Origin of the sequence: Peribacillus tepidiphilus, from assembly GCF_009466385.1 — a bacterium.
In the GTDB taxonomy this organism is placed as follows: Bacteria; Bacillota; Bacilli; order Bacillales; family DSM-1321; genus Bacillus_BN; species Bacillus_BN tepidiphilus.
Map to the genome: position 1 here is coordinate 120,608 of NZ_WIAQ01000004.1, position 19,555 is coordinate 140,162.

At 37.6% G+C, this 19,555-nt stretch carries 16 protein-coding genes and 1 pseudogene; 1 reads left to right on the forward strand and 16 read right to left on the reverse strand.

What is annotated here, in order from left to right; all coding sequences use genetic code 11:
• Positions 1–45: 45 nt before the first annotated feature.
• The 14 genes and pseudogenes from murG to GD441_RS04740 form a co-directional block, all read right to left on the reverse strand.
• The gene (gene murG / locus GD441_RS04675; protein ID WP_153124221.1) at positions 46–1,143 is read right to left on the reverse strand and encodes an undecaprenyldiphospho-muramoylpentapeptide beta-N-acetylglucosaminyltransferase; all 1,098 of its coding nucleotides are present in this window, start codon (positions 1,141–1,143) and stop codon (positions 46–48) included.
• A gap of 382 nt (positions 1,144–1,525) precedes the next feature.
• Positions 1,526–2,626, reverse strand: coding sequence for a stage V sporulation protein E (spoVE, locus tag GD441_RS04680; RefSeq protein WP_153124223.1), 1,101 nt, complete (start codon positions 2,624–2,626; stop codon positions 1,526–1,528).
• A gap of 278 nt (positions 2,627–2,904) precedes the next feature.
• Positions 2,905–4,257 (reverse strand): UDP-N-acetylmuramoyl-L-alanine--D-glutamate ligase, encoded by a 1,353-nt coding sequence (gene murD, locus GD441_RS04685; RefSeq protein ID WP_153124225.1) that lies wholly within the window; start codon positions 4,255–4,257, stop codon positions 2,905–2,907.
• On the reverse strand, positions 4,258–5,235 hold the full coding sequence (gene mraY, locus GD441_RS04690; protein WP_153124227.1) for a phospho-N-acetylmuramoyl-pentapeptide-transferase: 978 nt from the start codon (positions 5,233–5,235) through the stop codon (positions 4,258–4,260).
• Between the two features lie 116 nt (positions 5,236–5,351).
• Complete coding sequence (locus GD441_RS04695) at positions 5,352–6,833, reverse strand: UDP-N-acetylmuramoyl-L-alanyl-D-glutamate--2,6-diaminopimelate ligase (RefSeq protein WP_153124229.1); 1,482 nt, start codon at positions 6,831–6,833, stop codon at positions 5,352–5,354.
• Between the two features lie 369 nt (positions 6,834–7,202).
• Positions 7,203–9,116: a stage V sporulation protein D gene (locus GD441_RS04700; protein WP_153124230.1), complete on the reverse strand. Its 1,914-nt coding sequence runs from the start codon at positions 9,114–9,116 to the stop codon at positions 7,203–7,205.
• Positions 9,117–9,217: 101 nt separating this feature from the next.
• Positions 9,218–11,407, reverse strand: a complete 2,190-nt coding sequence (locus GD441_RS04705) for a penicillin-binding protein (protein WP_153124233.1) — start codon at positions 11,405–11,407, stop codon at positions 9,218–9,220.
• Positions 11,407–11,760: a cell division protein FtsL gene (gene ftsL, locus GD441_RS04710; RefSeq protein ID WP_153124315.1), complete on the reverse strand. Its 354-nt coding sequence runs from the start codon at positions 11,758–11,760 to the stop codon at positions 11,407–11,409. Before ftsL ends, GD441_RS04705 begins: the two co-directional genes overlap by 1 nt.
• Positions 11,761–11,790: 30 nt before the next feature.
• Positions 11,791–12,729 carry a 16S rRNA (cytosine(1402)-N(4))-methyltransferase RsmH gene (gene rsmH, locus GD441_RS04715; RefSeq protein WP_153124235.1) on the reverse strand — a complete coding sequence of 313 codons (939 nt, stop codon included), beginning with the start codon at positions 12,727–12,729 and terminating at the stop codon, positions 11,791–11,793.
• A 43-nt stretch (positions 12,730–12,772) separates the two neighbouring features.
• Positions 12,773–13,204 (reverse strand): division/cell wall cluster transcriptional repressor MraZ, encoded by a 432-nt coding sequence (gene mraZ, locus GD441_RS04720; RefSeq protein WP_153124237.1) that lies wholly within the window; start codon positions 13,202–13,204, stop codon positions 12,773–12,775.
• Between the two features lie 393 nt (positions 13,205–13,597).
• Positions 13,598–13,730: pseudogene (locus GD441_RS17095) on the reverse strand (transposase); the annotation flags it as partial.
• A gap of 429 nt (positions 13,731–14,159) precedes the next feature.
• On the reverse strand, positions 14,160–15,794 hold the full coding sequence (gene bshC / locus GD441_RS04730; protein ID WP_153124242.1) for a bacillithiol biosynthesis cysteine-adding enzyme BshC: 1,635 nt from the start codon (positions 15,792–15,794) through the stop codon (positions 14,160–14,162).
• Between the two features lie 113 nt (positions 15,795–15,907).
• Complete coding sequence (locus tag GD441_RS04735; RefSeq protein WP_153124243.1) at positions 15,908–16,294, reverse strand: DUF3397 domain-containing protein; 387 nt, start codon at positions 16,292–16,294, stop codon at positions 15,908–15,910.
• Positions 16,295–17,182: a 2-dehydropantoate 2-reductase gene (locus tag GD441_RS04740; RefSeq protein WP_153124245.1), complete on the reverse strand. Its 888-nt coding sequence runs from the start codon at positions 17,180–17,182 to the stop codon at positions 16,295–16,297.
• A 270-nt stretch (positions 17,183–17,452) separates the two neighbouring features.
• Here GD441_RS04740 and GD441_RS04745 point away from each other — a divergent pair, with 270 nt between their 5' ends.
• Positions 17,453–17,902 (forward strand): N-acetyltransferase, encoded by a 450-nt coding sequence (locus GD441_RS04745; protein WP_153124247.1) that lies wholly within the window; start codon positions 17,453–17,455, stop codon positions 17,900–17,902.
• A gap of 75 nt (positions 17,903–17,977) precedes the next feature.
• Here the strand turns inward: GD441_RS04745 and GD441_RS04750 are convergent, their stop codons facing one another.
• Entirely contained in the window at positions 17,978–18,601 is a 624-nt protein-coding gene (locus tag GD441_RS04750) for an RsfA family transcriptional regulator (RefSeq protein WP_153124249.1), read from the reverse strand.
• An 88-nt stretch (positions 18,602–18,689) separates the two neighbouring features.
• Entirely contained in the window at positions 18,690–19,439 is a 750-nt protein-coding gene (locus GD441_RS04755; protein WP_153124251.1) for an enoyl-CoA hydratase/isomerase family protein, read from the reverse strand.
• Between the last annotated feature and the right edge of the window lie 116 nt (positions 19,440–19,555).

Sequence of the window (19,555 nt, forward strand, 5' to 3'; positions counted from 1 at the left end):
CATCACAAGAGATCGGTTACTGACATACTATGTGAAAAATGTAAATCAGTTCTTTTTGGTTAATTGCTTTATGAGATGGAACAGCCTATCTGCTGCATCTTGTATCCCTTGTTTTTTTGCCGCTGTTTTCATGCTGTGCAGCTTTTCATTATCAAGTAAGATCGAATCAATCATAGATACTAAGCTTTTACCAGATAGATCTTTTTCTAGAAGAATTTCAGCAGCTCCATGACTGACCAATGCACGTGCATTTTTTTCTTGATGATTGTTTGTAACATACGGGCTTGGAATTAAGATACTAGGTATTCCAAGGGCTGTCAGCTCAGCCAATGTAGTGGCTCCTGCCCTCGCAACTGTCAAGTCGACGCCCGCCAAAACTTCTGGCATATTATGCACAAACGGTTTGATTACAACATTAGCCGGGTTACCTATTAAACGGATCTCTTCTGAGACCTTTTCATAATGCACATCTCCCGTTACATATAATACTTGATATGGCTTTTCACCAAGCTCAGACATTACCTTTAGTACTGCTTCGTTAATTGGCCTTGCCCCTCTGCTTCCTCCAACGATTAACACAGTTGCTCTATGTGGATCAAGTCCCACAGATCGAAGACCCTTTTCACCATCCTGGTTTAAAACTTCTGATGCCCTCGGATTTCCCGTTAGGATTGTTTTTTGTTTCGGAAAATAATTTTTCGCCTCTTCAAAGCAAACTGCGATCTTATCGACATATTTACTCAAGAATTTATTCGTTAATCCTGGTACGCTGTTTTGTTCATGAATGATTGTTGGAATACCTAGCTTTGCAGCGGCATAAACAACAGGTCCACATACATAACCTCCTGTACCAATGACGACATCTGCTCCGAATTCCTTGAGTATTTTTTTACTCTCCTGTACACCTTTTAGGAATCTTACGATTGTTTTTATATTTTCAAACGATAACTTTCTTTTAAAGCCTGTTATATGAATAGATTTAAATGGTATATTTTCTCTAGGCACCAGTTTGCTTTCAAGTCCTTGTTGAGTTCCAATATAAAGAAAAGTACAGTCTTTTTGCTGTTTTTTTATTTCTCTGATCAGTGCAAGTGCAGGGTAGATATGTCCACCCGTTCCTCCTCCGCTAACCACAATCTTCATCTCATTCACCCCAGCTATGTATCGAAATAATTCTGCGATCTTTCTTTCCCAAAAAGGAATCATGTAATAATGGAAAATAAATGTCACTTCTGTACAATAATAACATTTTATCTTATAAATGAAACTAGGGCATTGTACGAATTACCCTTTTTAACTATATTGTAACAAAATAATAATTCTGCAATAATTAAAGTTTTTATCATTTATCCAGCAAAATTAAATTATACTAAAATAATTTAATGAAAGATACAAGGGAAACCCTCAAAATAATTTCCTTTTAAACAAAAAAAAGGATGCCCTGTAAAAGCGCTGATTCGCCTGAATCAATATCTAAGTTTACACAAATTCAGGCATTCAGCACTATGAGCTACCTCTATCAACATTAATATCGAGAATATCGGCTTATATTTAATAGAACCCCAATTGCTATTAACATTAGAGTAAGTGATGATCCACCATAACTTAAGAATGGGAGAGTAATTCCTGTCACTGGCATTAATCCTGTAACCACTCCAATATTTATCATAACTTGAATTGCAATCATCGCAATAATTCCCACTGCCAGAAAACTTCCATATAAATCTGGTGCTCCTAAAGCAATGCGAATTCCTCTCCAAAGAAGCAAGGAAAATAATAAGATAATAAAAGATCCGCCAATAAAGCCAAGCTCTTCTGCTAAAATAGCAAATATGAAATCTGTTTGTGGTTCTGGCAAATAAAAAAATTTTTGTCTGCTTTGACCCAAACCAAGGCCAAAAAGACCACCTGGACCAATAGCGAGCAGCGATTGAATCATTTGAAATCCGCTTCCTAATGGATCTTCCCATGGATCCAAAAATGAAGTGATTCTTTTCATCCGATAAGGGGCAGACAGCACCAGAGCTACAAAGCCAGCAACCCCTAGCAATCCCAAACCGATAAAATGACTAATTCTCGCTCCAGAAATGAAAATCATCACGATACATGTCCCAATCATAACTGTTCCAGTCCCTAAATCAGGCTGAAGCATAATCATACCAAAGGCCAAAAATACAAGAGAAAGAGAGGGAACCAATCCCTTTTTAAAAGACGTAATATATTTTTGCCTTTCCGATAAGTATTTTGCCAGAAAAGCGATCATCGCAAGCTTCATAAATTCGGATGGCTGAATCGAAAAGGCACCTACTCCAATCCAACTACGTGATCCGTTGCGCTCTACCCCAATACCGGGGATTAATACCATAACCAGTAAAACAAAGCAGACAATTACAAATACTTTTGCCCATGTTCTCCATGTCCAGTAGTCGATATTCATAATAAAAAACATGGCAGCAACACCAACACCTGCAAACAGTACTTGCCTTTTCGCAAAATAGAAAGAATCTCCAAATTTGTAGGTAGCCCAAATTGCTGAGGCACTATATACCATAATTAAGCCAATCGATAAAAGTGTGAGAGTAACAATGATTAATATGAAGTCAGGATTTGATTTTTTTAAGGGCACAAAACACACCTCTAACTCAAGATTAGAGCCTTATTGAATTATAGGCAAAAAAAGAGACTGACAACATCCAAAATCCATGCTTACAAGTAGACTGAAAAAGTGTACACTTTCCAAATCTTCGCACACTAAAAAAAGTCCATCCTTACATTTAGCATTTATTTGGGTCAGCCTCTTATCTTATGATGTCGAAATGATTGTATGCAGGCGTCTGCAGGGTTTTCTGTTACCCTTTAAGCTCGCACTGTCCAGGATGATCGTCCGGCCTATAAAACAAGCTCTTATTTCAGTTTATGCACAGCCTCCATAAAAATGTCTCCTCTTACTTCAAAAGTTTTATATTGATCCCAGCTTGCACAGGCTGGGGAGAGAAGAATCGTATCGCCTTCTTCAGAAAGTCCGAAAGCGACAGGAACGGCTTCTTTTACATTATCGACACGTTTAATTTGAGTTATTCCAACTTCTTTAGCCACTCGTTCAATTTTTTCTGCAGTTTGACCAAATGTAACAAGCGCCTTTACATGTTTTAAGGCAGGCTTCAGTTCGTCAAATTCATTTCCCCGATCAAGTCCTCCCGCAAGTAAAATAACAGGACCATCAAAAGAAGTTAAAGCTTTTGTGGCAGCAAGAATATTCGTTGCTTTAGAATCGTTATAAAATTTCCTATTTTGGATCGTCGCTACATATTGAAGACGGTGTTTTACACCGTGAAAAGAAGTTAATACATAATGAATTGCCTCGTTCGAAACTCCCTTTAGTTTACAAACAGCGACTGCCGCCAATATATTTTCTAGATTGTGTTTTCCAGGCAAAGCTACTTCTGATACAGACATTACCGGCTCTCCCTGGAACATGATGAATCCACCTTCTAAATAGGCGCCGTTTTCCACCTTGTGTTCTGTCGAAAACGGAATTAAGATGGCCTTTGACCTCCTTGTTAGTGCTACAACATCATCTTGATCATAATTAAATACCAAATAATCTTCTTCCGACTGGTTAATCGTTATATTCGCTTTAGCAGAAGCGTATTCTTCCTTGCTCGAATGGTAATCCAAATGAGCATCATACAGGTTTGTTATTACCGCTATTTGCGGTTTAAACTCTTCAATCCCCATTAGCTGAAAAGAAGAAAGCTCTATGACGATCGTATTCTCTTTAGTTGCTTCCTGGACCACCCCTGAAGCAACAGTACCAATATTTCCAGCAATCAGTGGGTGGCTTCCACCTTTTTTCAACATTTCATATATAAGGGTTGTCGTTGTTGTTTTACCGTTTGTTCCTGTAATTCCAACAAACGGAGCTTCACTGACCAAATAGGCAAGTTCTACTTCTGTTATGACCGGAATTCCTTTTTCTAGCGCCCCTTTCACTAAAGGATTGCTATATGGGATGCCCGGATTTTTAACGATATATTGAAATCCTTCATCTAACAACTCAATTGGATGGTCTCCACAAATCACTTTTATTCCTTGTTCCAGCAGACCTTGCGCCTCAGGATTTTCAGAGATGGGCTTTTTATCATTCACGGTTACAAAAGCACCGAGCTTATGCAAAAGTGAAGCTGCACTTACACCACTTTTGGCAAGGCCTAATACAAGAACTTTTTTCCTTAAGAACTTTGTTGTCTCTTTCAATTATAACCACACCTCTAAATATATTCCTAAAATAGCAAATAATAGTCCAACAGACCAGAACGTTACTACAACTCGCCATTCCGACCACCCAATTAACTCATAATGATGATGGAGCGGGCTCATTTTAAAAATTCTTTTACCTGTCATTTTAAACGAAGCCACTTGAAGGATTACGGACAATGTCTCAATGACAAAAACCCCTCCAATAATGACAAGTAATAGCTCAAGGTCTGTCAACAATGCTACTGTAGCCAAAGCTCCTCCCAATGCTAGAGATCCGGTATCTCCCATAAATACCTTGGCAGGATGTGCATTGAACACTAAAAAGCCGAGCACTGCTCCCACAACAGCTACAGAGAAAATAGCAACATCGTATTGTGCATTATTCCAAGCAAGAACAGCGTATGCTCCAAAAGCAATAGCAGCAGTCCCGGAAACTAATCCATCCAATCCATCCGTTAGGTTGACTGCATTTGAAAAACCAACCTGCCAAAAGATGATAAATAGAATATACAGCCAGCCTAGGTTAATGGATAAATCTGTCCCCGGAATCCCTATTTCTGGATTGAAACCTTCTGTACCTTTATAAACCCAATAAAAAATAATAGCAATGACAATCTGACCAATCAGCTTTTGAAGGGATGTAAGACCCAAATTCCTTTTCATGACGACTTTAATAAAATCATCAAGGAAACCTAATAGACCAAACCCCAAGGTAACAAGAAGGAGCAAATACATTTTAATTGATGGTTCTGAAAATTTCCCGATCATAATCATGGTTGATGCCGTAATGGATATGAGAATGACGATTCCACCCATAGTAGGTGTTCCAGATTTTTTTTGATGCGATTGTGGTCCTTCTTCTCGGATGCTTTGACCGAATTTTAATCTTCTTAGAAAAGGAATGAAGACTGGAGAAAGAAGAACCGTAATTAAAAACCCGGTAATAATGGTAAAGAATATAACCTGTTCTAGCATACGCCTTCTCCCTCCCTCTTAATGCCCTTGAATAGGCTAAAAATAATGCTTGTATATTTTTGTATAATTTCTTTGTTATTTGCTAAAAATTCCACACACATTCTATTCACACTCGTTTATTTATTTTCATTATTTTTTAATCTTTTTTCGATCGCTTCTTTTGCCACTAAACGGTCATCAAAATCTAATATTTGATTCCCAATAATTTGATAGGTTTCATGACCTTTTCCAGCTATTAAAATGACATCTTTGCTCTTTGCATGACAAACAGCATATTCAATTGCTTCCTTGCGATCGACAATCGTTTTATAAGCTTGCCCTTCCACTCCTTTTTCCATATCAGCAAGAATCGATTCTGGATCCTCACTTCTAGGATTATCAGAAGTAAAGATTGGATAGGTTGCGTTTTCACATGCTATCTTTGCCATAATTGGTCGTTTTGTACGATCCCTGTCACCTCCACAGCCTACGATGACATATATATCGCCTTCAGCAAATTCCTTCACAGTATTCAACACATTTTCCAAGCTATCGGGAGTATGAGCATAATCTACTATGACAGTGAATTCCTGTCCAGCATCTACAAGCTCAAATCTGCCAGAAACTCCTTTTACATCCTCAATGGATTGAATAATGGAATCAAGTGGCAATCCTGCACAATATGCCGCTGTGATGGCTGCCAATACATTATAGACGCTAAATTTTCCGACAAGTTTCAAATTGACAACCTTCTTTTGTGCGAAGGCATGCAATTCAAACTGGGTGCCTGAAGAATGAATTTTAATATTTTTGGCCATTATATCAGCATTTTGGTGGATGCCATACGTTATAACATGGGCCGCGGTCCAGCTGGAAAAATCTTTAGAAGCTTCATCATCCGCATTTAAAACAGCGTATTTTTTCTTCCCTTCTTCATACGTATTCCCTAGCTGAGAAAATAACAGAGACTTGGCAAACCTATACCGATCCATTGTTTTATGAAAATCGAGATGGTCTTGAGTTAAATTCGTAAATACGGCAATGTCATAGTCACAGCCGTGAACGCGCCCAAGCTCAAGAGCGTGTGAAGATACTTCCATAACGGCAGTTTCTACCTGTTGATTCACCATTTCATGAAAAGTTTTTTGAAGAGTTACACTATCTGGTGTGGTGTTTTTTGTTTCAAAGATTTCATCGCCAATTTTTGTATACATTGTGCCAATTAAGCCTGTCTTTTGACCATGATCTTTAAAAATCTTTTCAATCAAATGACTGGTCGTTGTCTTTCCATTCGTACCAGTAATTCCAATTAGACGAAGTTTTTGTGTAGGATGACCATAAAAGGCATCTGCTAGGACAGCCATTGCCCGCGTTGTATTTTTGACAATAATGACAGGAACTGAAACTTCAAGCGGTCTTTCTGCTAGAACAGCAACAGCTCCGTTTTCAACAGCTGATTGGGCAAAATCATGACCGTCAACCGTATAGCCTTTAATGCAGATAAAGAGGCTTCCTTTTTGAACTTTTCTATTATCATTTTCAATGGATGTAATGATTGGATTGTTTAGTACATCTCCTTCATATGAAGGAAGATTCTCTAACAATGTAAGTAAATGCATTCTTCCCTTCCTCTCAATCTAAAATGAGGTAACTAAATTATTTTAACGCAAAAATAGAGTTACTGCTATGTGATAAGAGTAACATATTTCAGACTGCCGGGAAACGCTCGGATTGATCATCAAGAACTCTTTACTACGGCTTATTACCTTTAGGGATTACTCACTTATCGTCCGAACTCGTTCTCCAACTGGCAAGCGTGGTTATAAAACTTAAATGCAAATGTAATATTTCTTTTCTGTACTCTAACTTTTTCTCCCCATACAATTATTCCCTTCATCCACAAACTCTTTTATACCTCAATTTTTTTCATTCGTAAACAAAGCGGCTTGATCTAAATCAGCCGCTTCATTATTGTACACTCCCATTTCTTATTCGCCAAGATAAATTCGAATGGTGGAGCCTTCTTTTACCTTGACTCCTGCATCAGGTGCTTGCTTAACAACCTTGTTCCCTTTCCCTGCAATATCAAGTTTTAATGTAAATAATTGATTTGTCAGTTCTTTCTTAGTCATTCCTACTAAATTAGGTACTTCTATCATAATCGGATCGAGCCACGATTTTTCTTTTTCGATTTGTTTTTCTCTTGGTTTTACGTCAAGTGCCACTAATGCGTCTTCCATAATATTTCCTACGATTGGAGCAGCAACGACCCCACCAAACTGGACCGTTCCTTTTGGATTGTCAACCGCTACATAAATAACGATTTGTGGATCATCAGCCGGTGCAAAACCGATAAAGGAAACAATATGGTTGTTTTCCATATATCTGCCGTCCTTTACTTTTTGGGCAGTACCAGTCTTTCCACCTACACGATAAGAATCGATGAATGCCCCTTTACCGGACCCTTTTGCTACTACTGATTCTAACGCATATCGGATCTGCTCTGAAGTTTGTTCAGAAATTACTTTCCGTTTTGATTCAGGAGTTTTTCGCATAATGACTTCTCCAGTTGCAGAGTCAATTAGCTCCTTTGCAATATAAGGAGTATAAAGTGTTCCTCCATTAACCGCTGCTGATACAGCTGCTACTTGTTGAATCGGAGTGACCGAAACACCCTGACCAAAGGCAGTTGTAGCATGTTCTACCGGGCCTACCCTTTTCATATTAAACATAATGCCTGTACCTTCACCTTGAAGATCAATTCCTGTTTTCTGACCAAAGCCGAATTGCTTAATATAATCAAATAATTTTTCTTTACCTACACGATTTCCAAGCTCCACAAAGCCCGGGTTACATGAGTTTTGTACTACTTCAAGAAAAGTTTGAGAGCCATGTCCTCCTCTTTTCCAGCAATGCAAGGTCGCTCCGGCAACCTCTACATGACCTGGATCGTAGAAATGCTCGTTTTCTAAATTCACTTTCTTTTCTTCCAAAGCCGCTGCCAACGTAATAATTTTAAATGTAGAACCCGGCTCATAAGTGCTCCAGACCGGTAAATTCCGATTATATATTTCCTGCGGAACGTCCTGATATTTGGAAGGATGGAATGTAGGTCGGCTGGACATGGCCAATATTTCTCCGTTATTTGGGTTCATGGCAATCCCGATAATACCATCTGGATTATATGTAGCCTCAGCTATATCAAACTCGCGTTCCATTATCGTTTGGATCCGACTGTCAATCGTTAGCTTTAAATTGGCTCCATCTTTTGGAGGAACGTAATCATCAGCCATACTCTTCATTCTTTGTCCCTTAGCATCCGAATAAAATTGTACATACCCTTTTTTCCCTTTTAATTGCTCTTCATAAGATAACTCAATTCCCATTAGCCCTTGATTATCAATTCCTGTAAACCCTAGTACATGAGAAAGATATTCTCCATACGGATAATGTCTTATAGAATCCTCGGCTATATATACACCGCTTAAATCCATTTCTTTTATTTTTTTTGCATTTTCGTGCGAAATTTTCCTCCCGGCTTTTAACCGAACACTCATCTCGCTTTTGGTCAATTCTTTATAAAGTTGGTCTTTTGGAGCATTCAATACAGCAGCCAGTTTTTCAGCAGTTTCCAGTGGATTCTTAATTTGCCTAGGTACAACAAAGACAGTAGGTGCGCTTTTATTTGTAGCCAGAGCAACTCCATTACGATCAAGTATTTCGCCTCTTTTTGGCTCAAATGTAATATTCCTGCTCCAAGAATCCTTCGCTTTTTCAGTAAGCATATCACCTAGGAAGAATTGTACAAATCCTAACCTAACATCAATAATAAAAAATATGAATAGTCCGACAATTAATGAGATAAATAACCTTTTTCTTACGGTCACATTGGATACACGCAACAATAAGCACCTCCAACTTACACTTGCTTAAGTGTATGCTTGTACACCGGCAAATAGAACAAGCCTGCACGTATATAGTGCAGGCTACAGACTGTCGAAGATCAATCATACACCTCGTTTTGATCTTTATTGACTTCTTCTTGCTCTATAGAGTCTTCAGGTGTTTTTAATTGGACTATACAATAGTCTCCTTCTTTAATAACGGACCCAGGCTTTACATTTTGCTTTTCGACATAGCCGCTTCCAACAGGATTTAAATCAAGCTTCGCAATTTGTGCAACCTTCATCACGTCCCTTAATGACCACCCCTCCATATTAGGCATGGTTATATCCCCTTCCGTTCTTAAAATAACCTTCTCTCCTTTAATGAGGTCACTTTCAGGCTTAGGGGATTGATCAATAATCCTGTTACCGTTCCCAAGCATTACTACTTCATATCCTGAGCTCTCTAATTCCTTTTTCGCACTTTCTGCCCTGCCATCACTAAAATCCTTGATTCGTGATGATGTTTTACTTTCTACATTCGAAGGCTTTATATTTAAATATTGCAGACTGTTTTTCATAACAGGATTAAAAATAGAAGAAACGGCATCAGAACCTGTTTTTGTTTCAGGTAATTCTGGCTGTTGTATAGCAATATACATGATTAACTGAGGATCGTCCTTCGGTGCCATTCCTAGAAAAGAAAAGACATAATTGTTTCTCCCCTTTAAATATCTCCCGTCCTCTCCTGGGATTTGAGCTGTACCTGTTTTCCCTGCAACCTTGTACCCTTCTATTTGGTACGGTTTTCCCGTTCCTTTTTCTGAAGTCACAACTGTTTCGAGATAATCACGTACTTTTTTTGCGGTTTCTGCTGAAATCGGTTGTCCTGCAACTTCAGGCTTGGTATCTTTTACAACGTTTTGATTCGAATCGATAATTTTTTCAATAATATATGGCTTCATCATCTTGCCGTTATTAGCAATAGCTGTAAATGCCTGAATTTGCTGTATAGGGGTGATGGCAGTACCTTGCCCGAAGGCTGTTGTAATTTTTTCGATAGGATATCTATATAAAATTTTTCCTCCTACTTCATTTGGAAGATCAATACCTGTAGGTTTTTCAAATCCGAATTTTGTAAGATATTCCCGAAATTTCTTCTCTCCCAGTTTTTCCATTGCAATCGTTGCGAAACCAACGTTTGAAGATCGTTGCAAACCTTCCAGAAAAGTTATTTTCATCCCTCTTTTAATACCACTGTGATCACTTGGTCCACCTTTATAGGAGCCTGTAATAAACGTATCATTCGGGTTAAACTTCCCTTCTTCTACTGCTGCTGCTAGAGTGAACACCTTCATCGTTGAACCAGGCTCAAAGTTCTCTTCTATCGCTAAATTTTTCCAATTATCATTTAATCCTTTTCTTGTTGTCGGATCAAAAGACGGTCTTTGTCCCATTGCGTAAATTTGACCGGTTTTGGGATTAGCAACAATCGCTATGATTTTTTTCGGTTTATATTCTTTTTGAACTTGATTCATTGAATCTTCAAGGAAGGTTTGGATTTTCTTATCGATCGTCAATTGGACTGTGTTTCCGTTTTTGGGAGGGATGACCTTTTCTTTCTTATTAGGAAGAAGGAATCCCCATCTATCACTTTCATAAATTACTTTCCCGTTTCGCTCTTCGAGTTGAGATTGAAGAGTTTTCTCAAGTCCTAGCATTCCTACAGTTTTTTCTTTTCCAGTCTTCTCATCTTCCTTTGTTTCAACATAACCGATGACATGGGATGCAAAGACACCATTCGGATAAAAACGCTTTGAGTCTCTTCTAAACGTAATTCCCGGCAAATGCAATTTTTCTATTTTGACCTTCGTGCTGTGTGAAAGATTTCTTCCTGCAATACCAAATTCAACTTGAAACAAATGATCTTTTTGAAGCCTTTCCAATATCTCTTCTTGATCCATGTCGATGTATTTAGACAACTTTTCTGCAGTCATCTCAGGGTCCACCACATGTTTCGGATTGTTTTGATCCGTAGTTATGTCTTCATCCAAAATGGCAACCAAAGTATAAGAAGGTGTGTCTTCCGCAATAACCTCCCCTTGATTGTCAAGGATGCTTCCTCGCGATGCCTCCAATGTCCGGTATTTTGTATGTTTCATCTCTGCGCGTGCCGCAAGCATTTCCCCGCCAGCTTCTCCAGTAAACTGAATATAAAGAAAACGACAGGCTAATATAAAAAAGAGCAGACCGAATAATATAAATAATCCCGCTGCTCCGTAGTTCATACTTTTTTTCTTTATGTACATTATTTCTGCACAACCTTAACGTTATTTTCATTTAGTTTTAAACCTAATTTAGACGCTTTTTCCCAAATGCGCTCATATGTACTTAACTCGCTCACCTGGACTTTTAAATCGTTATTCACACGATATTGGTCTTCAATTGCAGTATTCATTTTTTGGATATCTTTATTTACTTCATAAATAGCATATTGGTTAGAAATGATTTTTACTGCTGTAACAGTCATAATGAAAGCAAATGCAACAAACAAAATTTTTTCACCAATAGTAATTTTCGGTTTTCTTACTACTACAGTTTGTACAGTGGTTTGCTGATCTTGTTGTTGCAAATTTTGCTGTTGGATTTTTCTAGCTAGCATACTCAAATGTTTCCCCTCCTGTTTTTTATATTAATTCGGTAATTTCTCTGCGATTCGTAGTTTTGCAGAACGAGCACGATGATTTTCAGCCAGTTCTTTCTCACTTGGAAGGATTGGTTTTCTTGTAATCACTTTCAATGTTGGTTTAAACTCGTCTGGAACTACTGGCAACCCCGGAGGCAACGGCGGTGTTTCACTAGCTTTTTTAAACACAGTTTTACAAATCCGATCTTCGAGCGAATGAAAGGTAATCACAGAAATTCTACCGCCTGGGTTAAGCAATTCAATACTTTGGTGTAATGAGTCTTCAAATACTTTAAGCTCATCATTCACTGCAATTCGAATGGCTTGAAATACTCGCTTAGCAGGGTGTCCTCCCGTTCTCCTAGCAGCTGCCGGAATTCCTTCCTTAATCAATTCCACCAATTCAAAAGTTGTTTCAATTGGCTTCTTTTCTCGAGCAGCTTCAATTTTTCTGGCAATTTGCTTAGAGAATTTTTCCTCCCCATATTGGAAAAAGATCCTTGTTAATTCTTGAAAAGACCATTTATTTACAATGTCATATGCAGATAGTTCAGCCTGCTGATTCATTCTCATATCTAGCGGAGCATCATGCTGATAGCTAAAGCCTCGCTCAGGTGTATCTAATTGTGGGGAAGAAACACCCAAATCATATAACACGCCATCTACTTTATGAATCCCTCTTTTGCTCAACTCTTCAGCTATATGTTTGAAATTGCTTTGGATTAGTGTGACTTTTTCACCATGCTGTTTAAACTTATCTTTCGCATTTTGAATAGCGGTTTCATCTTGGTCAAAGGCAAATAATCTTCCTCGATCAGAAAGTTGGGAAAGCAAATAACTGCTGTGTCCCCCTCCTCCTAAAGTACAATCTACATATATTCCATCAGGCTTAATATTCAAGCCGTCTACTGTTTCTTTTAATAATACGGTTGTGTGCTGGAACAAACCATTCACTCCATTCCTTTGGTTTTTGTTGTTATTCACTGAATTAAATATCAAAACCAATCATATTTTCGGCAATTTCAGCGAATGAGTCTTCAGATGCTCGGAAATAGTCTTCCCAAAGTGGCTTGCTCCAAATCTCGATCCTGTTTGATACTCCAAGTATCACACATTCTTTTTCAAGTTGGGCATAGCCAGTGAGTGGAGAAGGAATGTTAATTCGTCCTTGTTTATCAAGTTCACATTCAGTTGCGCCTGAAAAGAAAAATCTCGTAAAGGCGCGGGCATCCTTTTTTGTTAGAGGTAGGGCTTTTAGTTTCTCTTCAAGTAGCTTCCATTCGTCCAAAGGGTAACCAAATAAACACTGATCCAGTCCGCGCGTCAATACAAATTGTTCCCCCAACTGTTCTCTAAACTTTGAAGGAACAATAAGGCGGCCTTTATGATCAATGTTATGATGGTACTCGCCCATGAACATATCCACTACCCCCACTTTCTATCTCAAATTTACCACATCCCCCCACTTTTCTCCACACTTTTAATATTCTTTTTTACTTTGAAATATCCTTTTAACAAAATTTTTGCTTTTCGTCACAAACCTTCAAAGAAAGACAGATCCTAAAACGATTAAATTTGAAACCAGGAATCATTTTCTCGAAACACATCATGATTTGTTTAGATATGCAGAAAGTATACTATTGTATTTTTTAAAAAAACTCACCAATTGATGAGCCTTGAGTTGCACTTATGCAGATGGGATTGTCTATAAAGTCCCTAAAATGAAGCAAGTGGAGAAAAACGCTCCGTTTTTCTCCACTTGCTTTTGTGTTATTTGGATTTTTCTCTGAAAGTAACTGGCGGATGCCTGCTACTTTCAGTATGTTGTGGGCTAATGCCACAATCCCAAACTCGATATACACCTTGTCGAGACCCCGCAAAGAAAATCTGCGGAACGACCGATTGCCCTTGATGTAACCGAACACACTTTCTACTTCGACTTTGCGCTCACTTACATTTTACTAGAAAGGACGATTTTTTTGTTTTTATTTTTGGCCGTTTTCGTAAAGTTTGTTACTTTTTTAGTGTAATTTAACGATACGATCTGAGTTGATTGTAGCGGAGGGTACTTGACTCCTCGAAAATGCATTCGCATTTCCTTCGTGCGGTGTTTATTCGAGGAAGCTTATTCAATGTCCTGCGGGAAAAAGAGGGAAGTGGGAGACCCCGCAGGCGGGAACGCCGAGGAGTGACATCCCTCCCCGCGGAAAGCAAGTGCCTGGAGCGGAAATCAACGGGCAAACTTTATAGTCTAAAAACATCATTCTATGTGATAAAAAAGAGGCTCCAGAAAGTCAGGAAAACTGACTTTCTGGACAATCCCATCTACAAATAAAAATCACCGACTCGCTAGCAATAGGCTGTGAGTCGATTCTTTAAATATATATAATTTTATGTTGATTATTAAATTCCAGTTCAAGCTTCATCAAATCATCAATGAACGTGTCCCCATATTTATTGAGATAATAGTATATATTCACAATTCTTTCTTGGAGTGATGCCTCAGGATAAAGATGGTTTGCTACATTTTTAAAGGAATCGAGGATGTGTCGATGCTTTTGCCTCATACTATCAATGATTTTCCCATAAATGAAGTCAAGTTGTTCGTTAATGAAATCAGCATTTTTTTTGAGAAGCGGCTCTAATCCTCTGTCATGGACTAGCGCGGCTTGCGAAAACATTTTATGGTGATTGTTCAATTGTCCCTTCATTTGATAGAACAAAAGCTCTAAGCTTTCATCCTTTTCACTGATAAGAAATCTCTTTTCTGCTTCTTCTGTCCCTTTTGTAAGCACTTCATACAAATCCAGATCGAGTTCATGGAGTTCTTTTTCTATCTGCCGTTCAACAAAAGTCATATTTAATCTAGCAACAATCGGTGGCATTTTCATGTCAAAAAGCTCAAATGCCTTTTTTAGCTCGGCCCAATAGGATATTTCCCCAGGACCGGCAATAAAGGCTAATACTGGAAATAGCATTTCCTGCATAAGCGGTCTTGTAACTACATTGTTGCTTAAACGCTCTGGATGTATTTTTGCCATTTCAAGCAATTCTTTATAAGAAAACTCCAGTTTATGGGCTTTATCTGAAAATACGGATGAGTCTTTATTGAAATGTAAAAGGATTCTGTTTTTCACTTCCTTGTCATAGTAAAAAAGGTTTGCTGAGTTCGCTTCCATTTCAATTGTTTTCTTATAGCCTTGGATTGAAAGGAATGATTGCTGCTCTAATACGGCGCTTGTAATCTCACTATGATGCTCAATCATTGCTTCAAAATAGCTAGACTCCAATTTTCTTAATCTAGGATCAGCTGCATCCACTAATAATAGACCGTACTCCTTAAACCAATCATTTATTATGGATACAAAAAAATCAGTTAGGCTGAAACTAGAAGAAATCTTCTGTTTTAATGAAACAATAAGATCTTTTGTATAAGCCGTTTCCCCGAACGATCGAAAGATTTCTTGGATCCATGCACTAGCCTCTGTTTCAATTAATGGCGTATCAGAAACCATCGTTTTTGTTTTCTGATGATATGGATAAGTTATCTTCTCATAATGATCGCCTTTTAAAGCAAACACATGGTTCACTTCTTGCAAGTCGTGATCTTCACCAGCAATCCAAAAAACAGGGATCACTTTTTTCCCAAGCTCGACTGATTGTTTTTCCGCCAATTTGATAATGGAAATGATTTTATGTATCGTATAAAGAGGACCGCTCAAAAGACCTGCCTGCTGTCCTCCAATCACTACAGTACTGTCGGGATCTTTTAGGGCTTCTATATGATCTCGAACTGCTTCACTCATACCAAAGCGGTTCATATATTGAGCTATTGTATTTGAGAGTTCTTCCCTTTGAAATCTTTTTTCCTTTAATTCCTGAATTCTTCTATTATATACATTCACTTCAGCTAAATCATAATGAAAAAAATCTCGAATATTCATTTTGCTTTTTATGTAATCCGAAGCAAATGGATTTATAGAAGGCAAAGCCATTTCTTTAACTTCCATCACAGTACTTCCTTTCCAATACAACTAACACCCTTTAGAGTATACCATTTCCAATGTAGAAAAGAAAAAAAGTTGCCTATCAGCTTGTAGGACCGCTACTGGATGGAGCTTATTTAAAAGACATCCCTCACTCTTACAATCATACCGTATAGCACCAGTAGTAGATAAGCACAAAAAAACAATAAAAAGTTCACTCTCCAAAAACCTTTAAAGATTTTATCCAGAACAATTTCCTCTTTAACCTTATAGTGCACGAGAACGACTATAATCGCCATGATCAACATCGTTAGAATTATTACCCAGATTAAAGACAGTCCCCAAATGGCTTTTATTAAATAATGAACAGAACAAATAAAAAGGATCGTACTCAAATCGATTGAAGCTTGAACAGCTTTTCGATGATTTTTTGTTATTTGCTTGGAAATGACAAAAAAAACGATATACCCGAGAACCGGAATGGTTATGAATGTGGCCACCAGCCAAGAAAAAACAACAGTCATCTATTTCCCCTTCCCCAAAAGCTCTTTCCCCTTTATCATTGAATAAAGCATTTTTGACAGAGGAGCATTTTTGCTTTCTTTTTGTGCTACATGTAACACATAGCCTACTATCGCATCGATTTCTGTTTCCCTCTTCTCTTCTATATCTCGAAGCATAGAGGAACGATTGCGGGCTGTTTTCTTACAGATTTCTTCGATATACTCCAAACCTTCTTTTTCATGAAGATTTAATATGTCACATAGCTCTTTCACATATGCACCCATCAATTCTTTGTAATATGGATTTGAAATCAACTTGCCATTTTCTACCTCTAATATAGCAGTCAAAGGGTTAATGGCAGCGTTTGCTAGTAATTTTTCAATTAACATCCCATAATAATGGTCTTCAAGAATGAAAGGGAAATCCTTATGCGGAGTTTGCAACAGAAAAGATTTTTTTTCCCCTCTATATGGAGCAATTTTTATTTGGCCAATACCCGTATGTTTGACAACATTTTCATCAAGTCTTAATGCCCCATGCTCAACAATCCCAAGAAAAATATTAGGATTATGCAAATGAACCATTTTCTCCAAATGTCCCATGCCGTTTTGTAAAAATAAAAGGTCCGCTTTGGTCGATTGAAGATGAGGGAGAATCCCATTAAGATGATATTGCTTAACGGAAACAACAATCAAGTCTTGCTCAAGGAGGGATTTTCCAAATTCAATTGAAACAGCTTGAATTTTTTTTCTATATGTATTTTCTCCTTTGATGCAAACTATTCCTTTTTGATTGATAGAATCGGCCTGTTTTTTGGTTCTTGTAAAAATAGTAACATCATGCTGATCGGATGAATAATAAGCAAATAATAATCCAATTGAACCTCCACCAATTACTCCAACTCTCACATTTCACCCCTCCAGTTTTTCATGCTTCATTATCTTATCGGAGCAGGGTCCTGTCGTATCAATAAGTTTCATGTACATATCTTAACAAATTCATCCTATTAAAGAAAATAGCCTATGCCAAAAATACCATTTCAAAAGATTTTTCACCTTATCGTCCACTCCATCAGAAAGCGTTTACTTTTTAAGAGGATTTTTTCAGAATTTATTATATAATGAAATTATACAGATAAAAAAACAAGACTGTACATCAAGACAAAGGGGGATAAAAGGATGGAATATAATGTTGAACCATTATTGGTCAATTATAAGACATTAGAGGAATTCAAAAAATTTAAGGAGTATGGAATCCAAGAGCTTTCTATGCATGAGGACTTAGAAGCAAATATCATTGAAAACGATAGTGAATCTCCATTCTACGGGATCTATTTTGGAGACAAACTCGTAGCTAGAATGTCTTTATATCGTAGAAGTGCCAAGTTTGATCAATATTTCGAGCCGCCACAAGACTATTTGGAGTTATGGAAGCTTGAAGTGCTTCCAGATTATCAAGGAAAAGGGTATGGAAGAGCACTTGTTGAATTTGCCAAACATTATAATCTGCCAATTAAAACAAACGCTCGCTTACAATCACATGATTTTTGGAGGAAGATGGGCTTCGAAACGGTAACATATAATATGGAAAGAGATCTCGGACAAAATCCTTTAGTTTGGAAGCCATAAATAAAATAATAGGAAGAGGGAGGGCTTACCCAATCCACAATATCAAGTTGTGGAAAATCTGCTCTCCCTCTTTTATTACTTTTTCAGGCGTTCTAAGTTACCATTTCGGTCCATTTGGAATTTTACTTTTTCTGACTTTTTATCATCTTCCAAAATTACTAGCTTACGTGCCCGTTCCATTATATCCAGAAGTGCTCGATAATCTTCCTCTACATGGGACAGTTGATTTGTTATCGTTTCGTATTGAAATTTTAGCTTACTATTTTCTTCAGATAGACTCATATTTTCTGCTTCCAATTTTTTAATGGTCTGTATTAACTCATTGTTTTTGCTTTCAATGGATTGTAAATAAGCCACCACTTCTTTCATACTAATATCGGTTTGAAACGGATAATCGTTGTTTTCTTTTGGAATAGGAATCATTTCAACTTTTAATTCACTCTGTTTAACGTTTGAAATTTCTACTCTTTTTTTATTTTCTTTTCTATGCTTTTTTGCCAATTCAATCCCTGTTTTATATTGCTTCCGCACAAATGAATTCCATCTAAAGCCACATGCTGCAGCGGTACGAGATAATTTCTTCCCAACTTCTTCAAATGCAACTAACTGAGTACTGCCCTCTCTAATATGACGCAAAACTACTTCAGCTAGCAATAAATCTTCATCTTGGCTCCAAGCATCTTGTCTCGTTATTGACATTTTACGTCCCTCCTAACAAGTGTTACTAAATGATTATGCACTTGCTAGAAAAGATAGAATGTCTTTAGCTAGACTTTAGTAAATTTTACTAAATTTTTGTAATAAACCTCCGAACAGCTGCATGATGAGCTTCACTCTCCCAAAGCTTAGAGCAAGTCTTAATTTCTTCTATGATCCTTTCTCGAAGCTGAGTTTGCTCCCATTTTCGAATAAGCATTTTTTTATAGGCCATCAAAACATCTACCTCTTTTGATAGAAAATCTTCAAGAGCTGATTCAACGCTTTCTATTTCGATTATTTTGTTTATATACCCTAGCTCAAAACCTTCTTTAGCTGAATAAATACGGGCAGAAGAAAGCATCTCCAATACAGTGTATGGTAGAAGCTTTTCGAATAAAATGGTTCCACCTCCCCACCCTGTAGTAATCGCTTGGTTTCCTTGAACAAACCCAAACTTTGCTTCCTTTTTCATCCAACGAAAATCACAGGCAGCTGCAATTTCACATCCTCCACCCACTGCAGTTCCATTAATAAATGCGATGGTTGGCTTTGGTAATGTCAATAATTTATATAAGATTCCACCCATTTTTGATAGCATTTCCCACGCCTCTTCTTCCGTTTTCAATGCATGGAATTCACTCAAATCTCCACCCGAGCAAAAGGCTTTATCACCACTCCCCCGAATCATAACAACTTTAATTTGGTCATTTTCAGCCGCTTCGGATAAAGACTGATTTAATTCATCCATAATGGCAAAATTTATCGCGTTTCTTTTTTCAGGGCGGTTAAATTGTAATGTGAAAAGACCATTTTCCATTTTTCTTTTAAGTACAGCCATTCATTGTCGATCCCTTCTTGTACAAAATTCGATTCATACTTAATATTCTTCAATTCCTGTATATTTCCTTTAAAAACCATTAAGCTACTTAGGGATTTTAGAATAATAAAAAAAGA

What these genes read in the sequence shown, in the direction of transcription:
- GD441_RS04735 (WP_153124243.1), bottom strand. Translation starts at nt 16,294, where the DNA reads ATGACTGTTGTTTTTTCTTGGCTGGTGGCCACATTCATAACCATTCCG.
- ftsL (WP_153124315.1), bottom strand. Translation starts at nt 11,760, where the DNA reads ATGCTAGCTAGAAAAATCCAACAGCAAAATTTGCAACAACAAGATCAG.
- GD441_RS04755 (WP_153124251.1), bottom strand. Translation starts at nt 19,439, where the DNA reads ATGGCTGTACTTAAAAGAAAAATGGAAAATGGTCTTTTCACATTACAA.
- bshC (WP_153124242.1), bottom strand. Translation starts at nt 15,794, where the DNA reads ATGGAAGTTAAAGAAATGGCTTTGCCTTCTATAAATCCATTTGCTTCG.
- GD441_RS04695 (WP_153124229.1), bottom strand. Translation starts at nt 6,833, where the DNA reads ATGCATTTACTTACATTGTTAGAGAATCTTCCTTCATATGAAGGAGAT.
- mraY (WP_153124227.1), bottom strand. Translation starts at nt 5,235, where the DNA reads ATGCTAGAACAGGTTATATTCTTTACCATTATTACCGGGTTTTTAATT.
- murG (WP_153124221.1), bottom strand. Translation starts at nt 1,143, where the DNA reads ATGAAGATTGTGGTTAGCGGAGGAGGAACGGGTGGACATATCTACCCT.
- GD441_RS04705 (WP_153124233.1), bottom strand. Translation starts at nt 11,407, where the DNA reads ATGTACATAAAGAAAAAAAGTATGAACTACGGAGCAGCGGGATTATTT.
- GD441_RS04745 (WP_153124247.1), top strand. Translation starts at nt 17,453, where the DNA reads ATGGAATATAATGTTGAACCATTATTGGTCAATTATAAGACATTAGAG.
- GD441_RS04750 (WP_153124249.1), bottom strand. Translation starts at nt 18,601, where the DNA reads ATGTCAATAACGAGACAAGATGCTTGGAGCCAAGATGAAGATTTATTG.
- mraZ (WP_153124237.1), bottom strand. Translation starts at nt 13,204, where the DNA reads ATGTTCATGGGCGAGTACCATCATAACATTGATCATAAAGGCCGCCTT.